17 protein-coding genes are annotated in these 16,055 nt (G+C 37.9%); 16 read left to right on the plus strand and 1 reads right to left on the minus strand.

What is annotated here, in order from left to right; all coding sequences use genetic code 11:
- Nucleotides 1–2: 2 nt before the first annotated feature.
- The 5 genes from pknB to spoVM all read left to right on the plus strand — a co-directional run bounded on the left by pknB (nt 3) and on the right by spoVM (nt 4,510).
- Complete coding sequence (gene pknB, locus JOC86_RS16290) at nt 3–1,973, plus strand: Stk1 family PASTA domain-containing Ser/Thr kinase (protein WP_205173964.1); 1,971 nt, start codon at nt 3–5, stop codon at nt 1,971–1,973.
- Nucleotides 1,974–1,991: 18 nt separating this feature from the next.
- Complete coding sequence (gene rsgA, locus JOC86_RS16295) at nt 1,992–2,873, plus strand: ribosome small subunit-dependent GTPase A (RefSeq protein WP_205173965.1); 882 nt, start codon at nt 1,992–1,994, stop codon at nt 2,871–2,873.
- A 4-nt stretch (nt 2,874–2,877) separates the two neighbouring features.
- The gene (rpe, locus tag JOC86_RS16300) at nt 2,878–3,537 is read left to right on the plus strand and encodes a ribulose-phosphate 3-epimerase (RefSeq protein WP_205174260.1); all 660 of its coding nucleotides are present in this window, start codon (nt 2,878–2,880) and stop codon (nt 3,535–3,537) included.
- Between the two features lie 143 nt (nt 3,538–3,680).
- Entirely contained in the window at nt 3,681–4,328 is a 648-nt protein-coding gene (locus JOC86_RS16305; RefSeq protein ID WP_205173966.1) for a thiamine diphosphokinase, read from the plus strand.
- A 101-nt stretch (nt 4,329–4,429) separates the two neighbouring features.
- The gene (gene spoVM, locus JOC86_RS16310) at nt 4,430–4,510 is read left to right on the plus strand and encodes a stage V sporulation protein SpoVM (RefSeq protein WP_032088878.1); all 81 of its coding nucleotides are present in this window, start codon (nt 4,430–4,432) and stop codon (nt 4,508–4,510) included.
- A 101-nt stretch (nt 4,511–4,611) separates the two neighbouring features.
- On the opposite strand, the gene rpmB is transcribed toward spoVM, so the two are convergent.
- On the minus strand, nt 4,612–4,800 hold the full coding sequence (rpmB, locus tag JOC86_RS16315; protein ID WP_039232075.1) for a 50S ribosomal protein L28: 189 nt from the start codon (nt 4,798–4,800) through the stop codon (nt 4,612–4,614).
- A gap of 606 nt (nt 4,801–5,406) precedes the next feature.
- On the opposite strand from rpmB, the gene JOC86_RS16320 reads away from it, so the two are divergent.
- The 11 genes from JOC86_RS16320 (at nt 5,407) to rnc (ending at nt 16,054) form a co-directional block, all read left to right on the plus strand.
- A complete protein-coding gene (locus tag JOC86_RS16320) occupies nt 5,407–5,769 on the plus strand; it encodes an Asp23/Gls24 family envelope stress response protein (RefSeq protein ID WP_205173967.1) in 363 nt (120 codons plus the stop codon).
- Nucleotides 5,770–5,784: 15 nt separating this feature from the next.
- Nucleotides 5,785–7,467, plus strand: coding sequence for a DAK2 domain-containing protein (locus JOC86_RS16325; RefSeq protein ID WP_205173968.1), 1,683 nt, complete (start codon nt 5,785–5,787; stop codon nt 7,465–7,467).
- An 89-nt stretch (nt 7,468–7,556) separates the two neighbouring features.
- Complete coding sequence (gene sdaAB / locus JOC86_RS16330; protein ID WP_205173969.1) at nt 7,557–8,219, plus strand: L-serine ammonia-lyase, iron-sulfur-dependent subunit beta; 663 nt, start codon at nt 7,557–7,559, stop codon at nt 8,217–8,219.
- Nucleotides 8,220–8,268: 49 nt separating this feature from the next.
- Nucleotides 8,269–9,156 carry an L-serine ammonia-lyase, iron-sulfur-dependent, subunit alpha gene (gene sdaAA, locus JOC86_RS16335; RefSeq protein WP_205173970.1) on the plus strand — a complete coding sequence of 296 codons (888 nt, stop codon included), beginning with the start codon at nt 8,269–8,271 and terminating at the stop codon, nt 9,154–9,156.
- Nucleotides 9,149–11,197: an ATP-dependent DNA helicase RecG gene (gene recG, locus JOC86_RS16340; protein ID WP_205173971.1), complete on the plus strand. Its 2,049-nt coding sequence runs from the start codon at nt 9,149–9,151 to the stop codon at nt 11,195–11,197. Before sdaAA ends, recG begins: the two co-directional genes overlap by 8 nt.
- A gap of 91 nt (nt 11,198–11,288) precedes the next feature.
- Nucleotides 11,289–11,867, plus strand: a complete 579-nt coding sequence (gene fapR, locus JOC86_RS16345) for a transcription factor FapR (RefSeq protein WP_205173972.1) — start codon at nt 11,289–11,291, stop codon at nt 11,865–11,867.
- On the plus strand, nt 11,864–12,850 hold the full coding sequence (plsX, locus tag JOC86_RS16350) for a phosphate acyltransferase PlsX (protein ID WP_205173973.1): 987 nt from the start codon (nt 11,864–11,866) through the stop codon (nt 12,848–12,850). Before fapR ends, plsX begins: the two co-directional genes overlap by 4 nt.
- Nucleotides 12,851–12,883: 33 nt before the next feature.
- On the plus strand, nt 12,884–13,828 hold the full coding sequence (fabD, locus tag JOC86_RS16355; protein ID WP_205174261.1) for an ACP S-malonyltransferase: 945 nt from the start codon (nt 12,884–12,886) through the stop codon (nt 13,826–13,828).
- A gap of 3 nt (nt 13,829–13,831) precedes the next feature.
- The gene (fabG, locus tag JOC86_RS16360) at nt 13,832–14,575 is read left to right on the plus strand and encodes a 3-oxoacyl-[acyl-carrier-protein] reductase (protein WP_205173974.1); all 744 of its coding nucleotides are present in this window, start codon (nt 13,832–13,834) and stop codon (nt 14,573–14,575) included.
- 94 nt (nt 14,576–14,669) lie between these two features.
- A complete protein-coding gene (acpP, locus tag JOC86_RS16365) occupies nt 14,670–14,903 on the plus strand; it encodes an acyl carrier protein (RefSeq protein WP_205173975.1) in 234 nt (77 codons plus the stop codon).
- 398 nt (nt 14,904–15,301) lie between these two features.
- Complete coding sequence (gene rnc / locus JOC86_RS16370; protein ID WP_205173976.1) at nt 15,302–16,054, plus strand: ribonuclease III; 753 nt, start codon at nt 15,302–15,304, stop codon at nt 16,052–16,054.
- Nucleotide 16,055: the final 1 nt, after the last annotated feature.

Raw genomic sequence — 16,055 nt, forward strand, 5'->3', positions numbered from 1 at the left:
GAATGCTAAAAGGTAAAAGATTGAGTGGGAGATATAAGATACTTGATATGGTTGGCGGCGGTGGTATGGCAAACGTATATCTTGCTCAAGATATGATCCTAGACCGTGAAGTAGCGATAAAAATGCTACGTTTAGATTTTGCTAATGAAGAAGAGTTCATTAAACGGTTTCAAAGGGAAGCACAATCCGCTACTAGTTTGGCTCATCCAAACATTGTCAGTATATTCGATGTAGGGGAAGAGGACGATCTTTATTATATCGTCATGGAATATGTGGATGGAATGACGTTAAAACAATACATACAACAGCATTCACCTGTATCTGTAGAAAAAGTTTTAGACATAATGACACAAATTACATCAGCCATCTCTCATGCACATCAAAATCATATTATCCATCGGGATATTAAACCCCAAAATATTTTAATTGATAATCATGGGAATGTGAAAATTACGGACTTCGGGATTGCAATGGCACTAAGTGCTACTTCAATTACACAAACAAATTCTGTTCTTGGTTCCGTTCACTATTTATCTCCGGAACAGGCTAGAGGTGGAATGGCAACGAAGAAATCTGATATTTATTCACTAGGGATTGTCATGTTTGAGCTACTTACTGGCAGGCTACCCTTTTCTGGAGAATCGGCTGTTTCTATTGCTTTAAAACATTTACAATCGGAAACCCCCTCTTTAAGGAGATGGAATCCAAACATTCCACAAAGTGTAGAAAACATTGTTTTAAAAGCAACGGCAAAGGATCCGTTCAGAAGGTATGATGCTGTAGAAGAGGTAGAGGAAGAACTCTTTACTGCACTAAACCCTGATAGAATCGATGAGCCTAAATTTTCAGTCCCAGAAGACGATGATGCCACAAAAGCAATTCCGGTCATTACAAATGACCGTCCCTATTCAAATATGGACAATACCATTGTTCATGACAAAAATACAAATGAAAAACAAACAGTTCCAAATCCAGATGCAAAAGAAGAAAAGAAGAAAAAGAAAAAAAGAAAATGGCCGGCTATCATCATTTCGGCTTTCTTCCTAATTGCCATTTTAGGTGTGTTAGCTGTAACAGTTCTACCAGAACTAATGGGTCCTAAAGAGGTAAATGTACCGGATGTTTCAGGAGAAGAATTAGAAGAAGCGGTTAGAGAACTTAAAGATGTAGGTTTTAAAATTGATAAAGAAATTGAACAACATAGTGACGAAGTCCCAGAAGGATACGTCATTAAAACAAATCCTAAAGCCGGATCAAAAATAAAAGAAGGAAAGTCCATTAATCTTTATATAAGTAGTGGAAAAGAACCTTTTAAGCTCGGAAACTATGAAGGGCGTCCAGTTGACGATGTTCAATCATTATTAGAAGAGAAAGGATTTAAAGAAATAAAGATTGAAAAGGTCTATAGCGATGCCACGCAAGACGAAGTCGTAAAACAAAATCCTGAAGCAGGGGAAGAAGTCATTCCAGAAGATACGGTATTAACGTTATCGGTAAGTCAAGGTCAGGAAACCTTCGAATTACGAGATTTAAAAGGGTATAATGAGAAAAACCTTGATGTTTATGGAGAGAGCACAGGCCTTGAAATCGTAAAAGTTGAGGAATTCTCTAACGAGGTTCCAGAAGGGGTTGTCATATCCCAATTGACAGACCCGGGAACACCAATGCTAGTTGGAGATAGTGTTACAGTGATAGTATCTAAAGGCAAGGAACCATCGCCACCGCAAACGGTAACAGAAGAAATTTCTGTACCTTATGAACCGAAAGAAGAGGGGAAACCTCAAACAGTAGAGATTTATGTAGAAGACAATGATAGTACCTATTCAGAGCCTGTTATCAGTGAGTCGATTACAGCAACAAAGAATTATAGTATTGATTTACTCATTGAACAAGGAAAAACAGGTAAATATAAAGTAGTAAGAGATGGAACGGTCTTTTTTGAAAACGAAGTTCCGTATCCAGGGGAAGAATGATGAAGTTGGAGGTACTTTATGCAAGAAGGAAAGATTATTAAGGCCCTCAGCGGTTTTTACTACGTTCTAAGCGCTGAGACTATCACTCAATGTAGAGGTCGAGGTAACTTTCGAAAAAACAAGATTACCCCCCTTGTAGGAGATCATGTTGAGTTTCAAGCTGACAACACACAAGAAGGGTATATTTTGAAGGTGTTAGATCGGAAAAATGAGTTAATAAGGCCCCCGATTGCTAATGTTGATCAAGCGATATTAGTTTTTTCTGCAGTAGAGCCTGATTTTAGTACAGCATTACTAGATCGTTTTCTAGTTTTGGTAGAGAGTAAAGAAATCATGCCTATCATTTGTATCACTAAAAAAGATTTAATAAGTGATACAAATCTTGAAAGCATTCATGCATATTTGGAAGAGTACCGTTCCTTAGGATATGAGGTATTAATGACTTCATCAAAGACAGAAGAGGGTTTAAAAGATCTGCTTCCGTATTTGAATGGTAAAATTTCAGTTTTTGCAGGTCAATCAGGAGTCGGTAAATCTTCGTTATTAAATGCAATTAGGCCAGAGCTGGATCTGAAAACAGATGATATCTCAACACATTTAGGTCGTGGAAAACATACGACGCGTCATGTGGAATTAATAGAAGTAGAAGAGGGGCTTGTTGCAGATACTCCGGGATTTAGTTCTTTAGAATTTAATGATTTAGAGCTATCCGAACTTCCATTCTGCTTTCCGGAAATGGTGAAAATTGGACAAGATTGCAAATTTAGAGGTTGCTTACACATTAATGAACCGAAGTGCGCTGTGAAAAATGCAGTGGATGAGGGGGTCATCCCTTCCTATCGGTATAACCATTATCAAACGTTTTATGAAGAAATTAAAGATAGAAAGCCGAGGTATTAACACTATGGTGAAAATTGCTCCCTCCATTTTATCAGCAGACTTTGCTCATTTAGCAAGAGATATACAAGAAGTAGTAGACGGTGGAGCAGACTACATTCATGTAGATATCATGGACGGTCATTTTGTTCCGAATATTACAATGGGTCCAATGATTGTCGAAGCTATTCGTCCAGTGACAGAATTACCTTTAGACGTTCATTTAATGATTAAAAATCCTGAGCAATATGTTGAAGTATTTGCAAAATCAGGTGCGGATATCATTACCGTGCACGTAGAAACATGCCCGCACTTACATCGTACAATTCAGCAAATTAAAGCTCTTGGAGTAAAAGCAGGCGTCGTTCTTAACCCTGCTACACCAGCTGAAATGGTAAGACCAATATTAGAAGAGCTTGATATGGTGTTGCTTATGACAGTTAACCCAGGCTTTGGCGGTCAATCCTTCATAGAAAATGTCCTGCCAAAGATTGAAACAATTAGGGAATGGGCGAATACGGTTAATCCCTCCTTGGAAATCGAAGTAGATGGAGGCATTAATCCAGAGAACGCTCAAAAATGTGCAAAATCAGGTGCAGATGTCTTTGTTGCAGGTTCGGCTATTTATAATCATAAAGATCGAAAACAAGCCATTCTAGAGATTAGAAATGCAGCACTAAATTCATAGCCCTATAGAGAGTTGATGAAAAGCAAGGATGTAATTTATATTCTTGATTTTGCATCAACTCTCTTCTGTTTTTCTCAGATGATGTACTTATAATGTTTAACTTTGATACACTTAAAGAAACTAACGAAAATTAAGGTGATAGCATGATTATACATATACTAGCAGGTGGACCTGAAAAAAATATCCCTTCATTAAGGCCTTACGATCAAAAAGATGTATCTTGGGTAGGGGTAGATCACGGAGTTTACAGACTTGTCAATCAGGGAATTATTCCAATTGCTGCCTTTGGCGATTTTGATTCAGTTACGAAAAAAGAATGGGAGGATATTCGAGGTCATGTTTTAGAAATTAATCAATTTAAACCTGAAAAAGATGAAACAGACATGGAGTTGGCCTTTAATTGGGCAGTTGCCCAAAATCCATCCACGATTCGGCTTTTCGGTGCAACAGGAGGAAGGCTTGATCATTTTATGGCAAATGTTCAATTACTTTTGCGAAAGGAAAGTTTGCACCCCTCTCTAAAAATTGAGATTATCGATACAAATAACATTATTCATATCGCTTCATATGGTGAATATACAGTGGAAAAATTAAATGATAAAAAGTTTATTTCATTTATTCCCCTCACAGCAGATGTTGAAAACTTAACATTAAAGGGATTTAAATATCCATTAACGAATAGGAATATTCCTCTCGGTTCTACACTATGTATTAGTAATGAACTTATTCAATCTCAAGGTACTTTTTCGTTCACGAATGGCATATTAATGGTGATAAGAAGTCAAGATTAGAATCTAAATTGAATTGAAAAGTAACGTACTTATTATATTCGTTTGAATAGACTGTTTATTATTCAGACGAAGGTTTCAGATCCATTGGGGAGGGACAATAAATGAGATTTTATACGATTAAGCTACCGAAATTCCTTGGAGGACTTGTAAGAGCAATGTTAGGAACGTTTAAAAAAGAATAGGGATTTACTGTTAGCACCCTTTAAGAAGAGGGTGCTTTTGTTTAGAGTTGAAAAAATAAAAAAGGAGCTGACCATTAAGGCCAGCTCTTTTTTATGGTAAATTAAACTCGTTCAACTTTACCAGATTTTAGTGCTCTTGCAGATACCCAAACACGTTTAGGTTTTCCATCTACTAGAATGCGAACTTTTTGTAGGTTAGCGCCCCAAGTACGCTTGTTAGCGTTCATTGCGTGGGAGCGAGAGTTACCTGAACGTGCTTTACGGCCAGTTACTACGCATTTCTTTGGCATATGGTATTCCCTCCTCACTAAAGAGACTGAAATTATTTTCAGTTTCACATTTCACATAGTCATAAAAGATACTTTAATAATTTATCACACAACCCTATATAATGCAATACTACAATTAAAACCTTTCAAGAAAAATTACTTGACATTCAAAAGAAACCATCTAGTCCTATGGAGAATTTTCATTGATGCTCTTTGAGATTTGGGAAATAGGGCAACTTCATTTATTCCGTACAATTAAATGAATTGGCTATAGAATTGTCTTTATGATCGAGAAATTGCGAAGATTCACTACTAGAGTATGAACCTAGTGCAAGTTTTATAAAGCTAGTTGGCAGATTTATGTATCGCTATCAAACCTCCCTAAGGAGATATGCACTAGAGCAAGTTATTTTAAATAATAAAATTCTAATAATAGTCACATATTATCCCAACCTCAGTCTCGACGTCTTTTTATACAAATTATGGCTATAATGTTAATGAGAATGCCCTAAAATTTCCGCTTATTATCAGTTCTATAAGCTTGTAAAACTCTGTTTAGCTTTTAATAGTAAACACTTTATAGTAAAATGTTTTTAGCCAAGCATGTATATGAAGGGGGAACAATCCATGTCCATTGAACTAAAAACGAAGTACGGGCAAATTGATATAACAAATGATGTTATTGCAACAATTGCAGGAGGAGCAGCTATAGACTGCTATGGAATTGTTGGGATGGCTTCAAAAAGTCAAATTAAAGACGGTTTAACCGATATTTTACGTAAAGAAAATTTTACTCGTGGTGTAATCGTACGCCAAGAGGAAGATTCCGTTCATATTGATATGTTCATTATTGTGAGTTATGGTACGAAGATCTCCGAGATTGCTCATAATGTTCAATCCAAAGTGAAATATACCCTTAATAAAACCGTCGGCTTGGCGGTCGATTCAGTAAATATTTTTGTGCAAGGAGTTCGTGTAACGAACCCGTAGTGAGGAGGAAGATTTGTGTCGATTACATCTTTGGAAGGAAAACGTTTTGCAGAAATGGTCATACAAGGTGCCAACAATTTATCAGCAAATGCGAAAATGGTTGACGCTTTAAACGTTTTTCCTGTTCCTGATGGTGATACTGGAACAAACATGAACCTATCGATGACTTCTGGTGCTAAGGAAGTTCAAAATAATGTCCAGGAACATATAGGAAAAGTGGCGAGTGCGTTATCTAAGGGATTATTAATGGGTGCCCGGGGCAACTCAGGTGTTATTTTGTCTCAGTTGTTTCGAGGTTTTGGTAAATATGTTGAGCATAAATCATCGTTATCATGTGAAGATTTCGCTTTGGGGTTAGAGCACGGTGTTGAAACTGCCTATAAAGCTGTAATGAAACCTGTTGAAGGTACAATATTGACAGTTGCAAAAGATTCAGCTCAAAAAGCTGTTACTGTCGCTAAGACAGAAAAAGACTTCATCCGTTTAATGGAGGAAGTCGTAAAAGAAGCAAGGGATTCTCTAAATCGCACTCCAGATCTACTTCCAGTTTTAAAAGAAGTAGGTGTTGTCGATAGTGGTGGTCAAGGTCTACTTCATGTATATGAAGGGTTCTTGGCAGAATTGAAGGGCGAGCAACTTACAGATCCTTCCACACTGCCTTCAATGAATGAACTAGTAAGTGCAGAGCATCATAAAAATGCTCAAAGCTTTATGAACACTGCTGATATCGTTTTTGGTTATTGTACTGAATTTATGGTGAAATTTGAAGAACAAAAACTATCAGAACATCCATTTTCAGAAGAACAGTTCCGTAACGACTTAAGCGAGTATGGTGACTCACTTCTTGTCATAAGTGACGATGAATTAGTAAAAGTACATATCCATTCAGAACAACCAGGCACTGTGCTTTCTTATGGTCAAAAGTATGGAAGCCTGATTAATATGAAAATAGAAAATATGCGTGAACAACATAGCAGTATTTTAGAAGGAACCCAGCATCAATTAACAGCAGATACACGTAAAACAAACCGTAAGGAAAAGCAAGAATTTGGTATTGTTACAGTGTCAATGGGGGAAGGGATTGCTGAACTCTTTAAGAGTATCGGTGCAACGGTCGTTATTGAAGGTGGACAAACCATGAACCCAAGTACAGAAGACATTGTAAAAGCTGTGGAAGAAGTGAATGCTGATAAAGTATTAATTCTTCCTAATAATAAAAATATTATAATGGCTGCAGAACAAGCAGCAGAAGTGATGGCAGGGGATGTGCAGGTTGTTCCAACGAAATCAGTCCCTCAAGGAATGGCGGCTCTACTAGCCTTTAATCCTACAGCATCTATTACAGAGAATAAACAAGGGATGTCAGAGGCATTAGGCTACGTGAAGACAGGTCAAATCACATATGCCGTTCGAGATACCATTATTGATGGTGTAACAATCGCAAAAGATGACTTTATGGGTATAGCTGATGGGAAAATTATCACTTCTCATCAACATCAAGTTGAAGCATCCAAGCAATTACTTGATGCAATGGTAGATAATGACACAGAAATTTTAACCATTCTATATGGAGAAGATGCAACAACTGAAGAGGTTGAGGCAATCACCTCATATGTTAACGATCAATTTGAGGACGTAGAAGTTGAGGTCCATAATGGGAAACAACCATTATATTCTTTTATTTTTTCAATAGAATAATTTACAATGAAATAGAAGGGGAATCCCTTCTATTTCGTCTGTAAAAGCAAATTGCTATCTAAGATAGAGGAAGAAAAGGGGAATCAGTAATGAAGTATAAAAGTGTATTTGACATTATAGGACCTGTCATGATCGGTCCCTCAAGTTCACATACAGCTGGTGCAGCTAGAATAGGAAGAGTTGCAAGAGATTTATTTCGTCGGGAACCAAAATGGGCGACGATATCCTTTTATGGTTCATTTGCGAAGACTTATAAAGGCCATGGAACAGATGTAGCGATTGTAGGCGGATTACTTGATTTTGATACGTATGATGAGAGAATTAAAGAGTCGCTCACTTTAGCCAAGAAAAATGGGATGAAAGTTCGCTTTATTGAAGAGGATGCGATTACTGATCACCCAAATACGGCAAAGGTAAAGATTGGTGATGATGAAGGAGAGCTTGAATTAGTTGGAATTTCTATTGGTGGGGGGAAAATTGAAATCATTGAACTAAATGGATTTCAATTAAAATTATCTGGTCATCATCCTGCATTATTAGTTGTTCATGACGATAAATTTGGAGCCATTGCGTCGGTATCAAATATATTGGCCAAGCATGCAATCAATATCGGACATATGGATGTTTCCAGAAAAGATGTTGGAAAAATGGCATTAATGACAATTGAAGTAGATCAAACTATTGATGAAAATGTAATTCAGGAACTAACTGCACTTCCAAATATTACTCAGGTTACGAGGATAGCAGAATAGAACTTATGTTATAAATGGTAACGTTTTCATTTTCATTGGAGGGATATAGATGTTTCGAAATGTAGCAGAACTTATTGAATTGGCTGAAAGTCAAAATAAAAAGATTTCAGATATTATGATTGAACAAGAAATGGAATTTACGAAAAAAACAAGAGAACAAGTCGTTTCACAAATGGAGAAAAACTTAGAAGTAATGGAAGAGGCAATCGAAAAAGGGATCCGAGGGGTGAAATCCCATTCAGGATTAACGGGTGGTGATGCCGTTCTATTGCAGAAGTACATTGAAAAAGGAAATTTCCTTTCTGGGCAAACGCTGTTAGATGCTGTAAGCAAAGCTGTTGCTACTAATGAGGTCAACGCTGCTATGGGAACGATTTGTGCAACTCCAACAGCTGGGTCTGCCGGAGTTGTGCCAGGTACATTATTTGCTGTAAAAGATAAGCTGAATCCAACAAGGGAAGAAATGGTTCGATACCTTTTCACTTCAGGAGCATTTGGGTTTGTCGTTGCAAATAATGCCTCGATTTCAGGTGCGGCAGGTGGCTGTCAAGCTGAAGTCGGTTCTGCAAGTGGAATGGCAGCTGCAGCGATTGTTGAAATGGCAGGCGGTACACCAAGTCAATGTGCAGAGGCAATGGCGATAACGCTTAAAAACATGCTAGGTCTTGTCTGTGATCCAGTAGCTGGCTTAGTGGAAGTACCATGTGTAAAACGTAACGCAATGGGTGCGGCAAATGCAATGGTAGCAGCAGATATGGCTCTTGCTGGGATTACGAGTAGAATTCCGTGTGATGAAGTAATTGATGCTATGTTCAAAATTGGTCAAACAATGCCGGTTGCATTAAGGGAAACGGCTCAAGGTGGATTAGCAGCAACTCCAACAGGAAGAGAACTAGAAGCAAAAATATTTGGAGTTTCTTTAGATAAACGTGACTAGCCTATTAAGAAATAATGTACAAGAATTGAAGGGGATTGGGGAAGAAACAGCGATTCAGTTAGGAGAAATGGGGATTTATACAATAAACGACTTAATGGAATATATCCCCTACCGTTATGATGATAACCGATTAAGAGATTTGGCAGAAGTTGAACACGATGAAAGAGTTACTGTTGAAGGGAAAGTCCATTCAGAACCCGCTCTCATGTATTATGGAAGAAAAAAATCACGTGTTACCTTTCGATTATTAGTAGGGAGGTACCTTGTTCAGGTCATTTTTTTTAATCAACCATATATAAAAAAGCAGATGAACTTACAAGATATCGTGACCATTACAGGGAAATGGGATAAAAATAGACAAACTATTACAGCACAAAAATTTTTAAAAGGTCCGCAGCAAATGAGCAGTGATTTTGATCCTGTTTATTCATTAAAAGGGTCGATCACCAATCATACGCTTAGGAAATTCATTCGTAATGCCTTTCAACTACACCAATCAAAAATTGTTGAGATTCTACCAAGTAACCTAAGGGAACAATACAAGCTGATAGATCGTGGACAAGCTCTATATCACTTGCATTTCCCTGACACAGTAGATGATATGAAGCAGGCTAGAAGAAGGTTTGTATACGAAGAGTTTTTATTATTTCAATTGAAAATGCAAGCTCTACGTAAATTTGAAAGAGAGCACTCAAAGGGAATATCACAGAAGTATGATTTAGAAAAAGTAAAGGCATTCATTTCAAAGCTTCCCTTTCCACTAACAGCTGCTCAAAAAAGAGTTGTTAATGAAATTTCAGCAGATATGCTATCACCTTATCGAATGAACAGGCTTCTTCAAGGTGATGTTGGTTCAGGAAAAACGGTTGTTGCTGCCATCAGTTTATTTTCATCTGTTACCGCTGGATATCAAGGTGCGCTGATGGTCCCTACTGAGATTCTTGCAGAGCAACATGCAGAATCCTTGAGTGAATTATTAGAACCAACTGGATTAAGGACAGCATTATTAACTAGTTCGGTAAAAGGAAAGAAAAGAAAAGCGATTCTTGAAAGGTTAGAAACAGGAGAAATCGATATTTTAATTGGCACTCATGCATTAATTCAAGAAGAAGTGAACTTTCTCAATCTAGGACTTGTCATTACAGATGAGCAGCATCGGTTCGGAGTTCAGCAGCGTAGGGTGTTGAGGGAAAAAGGGGAAAGCCCAGATGTTCTCTTCATGACAGCAACACCAATTCCTCGAACGCTTGCCATAACAGTCTTTGGTGAAATGGATGTCTCTATAATTGATGAGATGCCTGCTGGAAGAAAGTCGATTGAGACTTATTGGGCTAAGCAAGACATGCTTGAGCGTGTTCTTTCATTCATGGAAAAGGAATTAGCAAAAGGAAGACAAGCGTATATTATCTGCCCTCTGATCGAGGAATCTGATAAATTGGACGTACAAAATGCTATTGATGTTCATAGTCAATTCACCCACTTTTTTCAAGATCGGTATTCTGTCGGCTTGATGCATGGAAGGCTCCATCCTGATGAAAAAGAAACCGTGATGAAAGCATTTAGTCAAAATGAATTGCAGGTTTTGGTGTCCACGACTGTTGTCGAGGTTGGGGTAAATGTTCCAAATGCAACCTTAATGATTATTTATGATGCAGAAAGGTTTGGATTATCACAACTTCATCAATTGAGAGGGCGAGTCGGAAGAGGGAGTGAGCAATCTTATTGCATTTTACTAGCTGATCCTAAAACAGATGTGGGAAAAGAACGAATGAGTATTATGACAGAAACGAATGATGGATTTGTATTAAGTGAGAAAGATTTAGAATTACGTGGACCAGGTGATTTCTTTGGTAAGAAACAAAGTGGACTCCCAGACTTTAAGGTAGCAGATATGATTCATGATTACCGGGCACTTGAGGTTGCGAGAGACGATGCTGCACAGTTGATCAATAGTAAGGATTTTTGGAAAGATGCAGAATACCAAACCTTAAGAAACTATTTAGAATCAACTGGTGTAATGCAAGGTGAAAAACTAGATTAAAGCAGATTGTGAGAATCATCTTGCAATCTGCTTTTTTAAATTATATACTACTATTAGTACCTAGTACTAGTAGTGGAGGGTGTATAATTATATGAGACCTTCAAAGAAAGATAGGCAATTAAAACTATCAGATACAATAAAGGATAATCCATTTATTACTGATGAAGAACTAGCAGATCAATTCTCTGTTAGTGTTCAAACAATCCGCTTAGATCGAATGGAGCTTTCCATTCCAGAATTAAGAGAAAGAATTAAACATGTTGCCGAAAAAACTTTCGGAGATGAAGTAAAGTCCCTCCCAATAGAAGAAGTTATTGGTGAGATTATTGATATGGAATTAGATCAAAGTGCGATTTCCATTTTCGATGTGAAGCACGAGCATGTTTTTAAAAGAAACCGTATTGCAAGAGGACATCACCTGTTTGCACAAGCTAATTCGCTTGCTGTAGCAGTAATTAACGACGAATTGGCTCTAACCGCTAAATCTCAAATAGTCTTTACAAGACCTGTAAGAGAAGGGGAAAGAGTAATCGCAAAAGCAAAAGTGGTTGAAATACATAATGATCGAACAATTGTAGAAGTAAATAGTTTCGCCCTTGGAGAAATAGTTTTTACGGGTGAATTTGAAATGTATCGCAGCAAAAAATCCGCAAAGGATGAGACGAAATGAAAATTGCAATAGATGCGATGGGTGGCGATCATGCTCCTAAGGAAATCATCCTTGGCACTATGAAGGCAGTAGAGCTATATAAAGATATTGAAATTGTTTTATATGGTGATGAAAAGCGAATCCGTGAGTATTTAGTCGAACATGAACGTATTAGTATCGTTCATACGGAAGAGGTCATACTAGGAACAGATGAACCAGTTCGTGCTGTTAGAAGAAAAAAACAGGCTTCAATGGTCTTAATGGCACAAGCTGTAGCAAATGGTGAAGCTGACGGCTGTATTTCCGCAGGTAATACTGGTGCATTAATGACGGCAGGTTTATTTATTGTTGGCCGAATTGATGGAATCGATCGACCGGCGCTTGCACCAACCTTACCAACACTTGATGGAAAAGGGTTTTTAATGTTAGACCTCGGTGCGAATGTAGACGCAAAGCCTGAACATTTAGCACAATATGCAATTATGGGAAGTGTATACGCTGAAAAGGTGCGCGGGATTCAAAATCCTAAAGTCGGGCTATTGAATATTGGAACAGAAGATAAAAAAGGAAATGAGTTAACAAAGCACGCATTTCAACACATGGAAAAAATGAACCTGAACTTTGTTGGAAACGTAGAATCTAGAAGCATATTAGAAGGTCCTGCGGATGTAATCGTAACCGACGGCTTCACAGGAAATATGGTTCTGAAAACGATCGAGGGTACGGCTTCAAGTATTTTTTCGTTGTTAAAGACAACCTTTACATCATCCTTAAAATCAAAGCTTGCAGCAGGGTTGGTTAAAAATGACCTGAAAGATCTAAAAAATATGATGGATTATACAGAATATGGTGGTGCCGCTCTCTTTGGGTTAAAAGCACCTGTTGTGAAAGCTCATGGGTCATCAAATAGTAATGCACTTTTTAACGCTGTAAGACAAACTAGAGAAATGATAAAACATGATGTTGCACAAACGATTAAGGAAGCTGTTAATCAAAATAAATAATTAATGGACTACATATTGAAAGAGGGGATAAGTGTGGGGAAAATTGCTTTTATTTTTCCAGGTCAAGGATCGCAGAGTGTAGGAATGGGGAAAGATTTGCATGATCGTTATAATGAAGTAAAGAACTACTTCCAATTAGCGGATCAACGTTTAGGCTTTAGTCTTTCTAGCCTTATTTTCGAAGGGCCACAAGAAGAACTAACGCTAACAGAAAATACTCAACCCGCGCTTTTAACGACAAGTATTGCTCTTTTACAAAAACTTAAAGACGAAGGAATCTCACCTGATTATACTGCTGGACACAGCCTTGGAGAATATTCCGCTCTAGTGGCTTCAGAAGCAATCTCCTTTGAGGACGGAGTTTATGCCGTTCGAAAACGAGGGGAGTATATGGAAGAGGCAGTTCCTGCAGGAGAAGGAACAATGGCAGCGGTTCTTGGGTTAGAGCGTGAAAGCTTACAACAAATTACAGAAACTATTACTAAGAAGGGTAATAGTGTTCAACTCGCAAACATTAACTGTCCTGGGCAAATTGTTATTTCTGGTACAGTAAACGGGGTGGAAGAAGCCTCCTCTGCTGCGAAGGAAGCTGGGGCGAAGCGTGTCATTCCACTTCAAGTAAGTGGTCCGTTCCATTCTCAATTAATGAAGCCGGCAGCTGAAAAATTCTCTGGAGTTTTAAATGAAATCTCTATAGGTGAAGCCCGTGTACCTGTAATTGCAAATGTCTCAGGAGAACCAATGACAGATGCCGAAGAGATTAAAAGAAATTTAATTGAGCAGCTATACTCTCCTGTGCTTTGGGAAGATACCGTTAATAAACTTCTTGATTTAGAAGTTGACACATTTGTGGAGATTGGACCAGGAAAAGTATTGTCTGGACTTGTGAAAAAAGTAAACAGAAGAGTGAAAACTTACTCCGTTCAAGATGAGGAAACATTACAAGACACGATTACTAGACTAAGAGGAGGAGAATAGCACATGTCATTAGGTGGAAAGACTGCGCTGGTTACTGGTGGTTCCAGAGGGATAGGGAAAGAAATTGCCTTAGAGCTGGCACGATTAGGTGCAAATATAGCGGTTAATTTTGCGGGAAGTGAAGCAAAGGCAAACGAAGTTGTAGATGAAATCAAAGCTTTAGGAAGAGAGGCCATTGCCATTCAATGTAATGTCGCAGATGCTGACTCTGTTCAAACGATGGTTAAAGAAACAATTTCTCACTTTGGCTCCCTAGATATCCTCGTTAATAATGCTGGAATTACTAGGGATAATTTGTTGATGCGTATGAAAGAGACGGAATGGGATGACGTTATAAACATAAATCTTAAAGGTGTGTTCCTTTGTACAAAGGCAGCTACTCGTCAAATGATGAAACAGCGTAGCGGACGTATCATTAACATTTCTTCTATCGTTGGTGTAAGCGGGAATCCTGGACAAGCAAACTATGTCGCTGCCAAATCCGGAGTAATAGGTTTAACGAAAACAACAGCAAAAGAACTTGCTCCAAGAGGAATTACCGTGAATGCTGTGGCTCCGGGGTTCATTGCAACAGATATGACCGATGAATTAAGTGAAGAGGTTAAAACAGAAATGCAAAAGCAAATTCCATTAACACGTTTTGGCGAACCAAAGGATATTGCGAAGGTTGTTTCATTCTTAGCTTCAGATGATGCGAGCTATATGACAGGCCAAACACTGCATGTTGACGGTGGTATGGTGATGTAATAAGATTTTCATTAAGAGGATGGACCATTCCGATAGTGTAATTTCGTTTCGAGCGGAAATCCTATATAATGACCCTTGAGGGGAGGTGACAATAATGGCAGAAGTATTAGATCGCGTTACAAAAATCGTCGTAGATCGTCTTGGTGTAGATGAATCTCAAATTACTCTTGAAGCATCTTTTAAAGAGGATTTAGGTGCAGACTCTCTTGATGTAGTCGAATTAGTAATGGAACTAGAAGACGAGTTTGATATGGAAATTTCTGACGATGATGCTGAGAAAATTAGCACAGTAGGAGATGCTGTGAACTACATAAATAGCAAGGCGTAATCGTTAGAAATGGTTTTGGAGAGCAATTCTTCTACCCATTTAACGGGGATGACTCAGGAAAGTTAGCATTTTGGTTATGTTGAATCGATTGGAAGTCTATTTCTAATTGATTGATAAAAGTAACTAGCTACCTCTCCTGTGACATCCCCGTTTTTTGTATTAGTATTCTGAATTAGTCCAAAAAAAGGATTTGGCAAATCGATTCCTACTCTCCTTTTCACATCAAGCACAATAGCAAACATTATATTTACTTTAATGTTGTAGAAACAAAAAATACGAAATCAGCATTAATTCATGACAATTTGTCCAAAGGTCTAAGAAGTTTTTGCGATTTTATCAAATTTAGCATAAACTTGACTAATGGATATTAGAAATTTGAAGAGCAAGGTGGAGGACCTATGCGAAAGCAATATAAAAATAGAGAAAGAAAACTAACTTTACATAAATTTGAGGAGAAGTTTAAAGCCTTTCAAATGAAAATAAATATTGAGTTTCATAATGAAAAGCTATTGCGTCAAGCTTTTACCCATTCATCCTATGTGAATGAGCATCGAAAAAAGCCCTATGAAGATAATGAGCGTCTAGAATTTTTAGGAGATGCTGTTTTGGAATTAACCGTTTCTCAATTTCTATATAAGAAATACCCTACGATGAATGAAGGGGAATTAACGAAGCTGCGTGCAGCTATTGTTTGTGAGCCTTCCCTTGTTACATTCGCAAATGATCTAAATTTCGGTGAACTGGTACTTCTTGGTAAGGGAGAAGAAATGACAGGTGGACGAGAACGCCCTGCTCTTTTAGCAGATGTATTTGAAGCATTTATTGGAGCTCTTTATTTAGATCAAGGTTTAGATACGGTTTTAGACATTCTAGAAAGTATTGTCTTCCCAAAAATAAACGCCGGTGCTTTTTCTCATGTGATGGATTATAAGAGTCAATTACAAGAATTTGTTCAACGTGATAATGCAGGAGTCATCGAATACGAAATCGTCCAAGAAAAAGGTCCTGCCCATAATCGTGAATTTGTTTCAAGAGTTTGTCTAAATGGGCAAGAACTTGGAGTCGGTACGGGAAGATCAAAGAAAGAAGCAGAACAACATGCAGCCCAAATGGCTCTAGAAAAATTAAAGCAAAAGCTAGAAGAGAGGTAGG

Origin of the sequence: Rossellomorea pakistanensis (genome assembly GCF_016908495.1) — a bacterium.
GTDB lineage: Bacteria > Bacillota > Bacilli > Bacillales > Bacillaceae_B > Rossellomorea > Rossellomorea pakistanensis.

Coding starts and splice junctions, on each gene's coding strand:
- pknB (WP_205173964.1), top strand. CDS start 3: ATGCTAAAAGGTAAAAGATTGAGTGGGAGATATAAGATACTTGATATG.
- rsgA (WP_205173965.1), top strand. CDS start 1,992: ATGCAAGAAGGAAAGATTATTAAGGCCCTCAGCGGTTTTTACTACGTT.
- rpe (WP_205174260.1), top strand. CDS start 2,878: ATGGTGAAAATTGCTCCCTCCATTTTATCAGCAGACTTTGCTCATTTA.
- JOC86_RS16305 (WP_205173966.1), top strand. CDS start 3,681: ATGATTATACATATACTAGCAGGTGGACCTGAAAAAAATATCCCTTCA.
- spoVM (WP_032088878.1), top strand. CDS start 4,430: ATGAGATTTTATACGATTAAGCTACCGAAATTCCTTGGAGGACTTGTA.
- rpmB (WP_039232075.1), bottom strand. CDS start 4,800: ATGCCAAAGAAATGCGTAGTAACTGGCCGTAAAGCACGTTCAGGTAAC.
- JOC86_RS16320 (WP_205173967.1), top strand. CDS start 5,407: ATGTCCATTGAACTAAAAACGAAGTACGGGCAAATTGATATAACAAAT.
- sdaAB (WP_205173969.1), top strand. CDS start 7,557: ATGAAGTATAAAAGTGTATTTGACATTATAGGACCTGTCATGATCGGT.
- sdaAA (WP_205173970.1), top strand. CDS start 8,269: ATGTTTCGAAATGTAGCAGAACTTATTGAATTGGCTGAAAGTCAAAAT.
- fapR (WP_205173972.1), top strand. CDS start 11,289: ATGAGACCTTCAAAGAAAGATAGGCAATTAAAACTATCAGATACAATA.
- plsX (WP_205173973.1), top strand. CDS start 11,864: ATGAAAATTGCAATAGATGCGATGGGTGGCGATCATGCTCCTAAGGAA.
- fabG (WP_205173974.1), top strand. CDS start 13,832: ATGTCATTAGGTGGAAAGACTGCGCTGGTTACTGGTGGTTCCAGAGGG.
- acpP (WP_205173975.1), top strand. CDS start 14,670: ATGGCAGAAGTATTAGATCGCGTTACAAAAATCGTCGTAGATCGTCTT.
- rnc (WP_205173976.1), top strand. CDS start 15,302: ATGCGAAAGCAATATAAAAATAGAGAAAGAAAACTAACTTTACATAAA.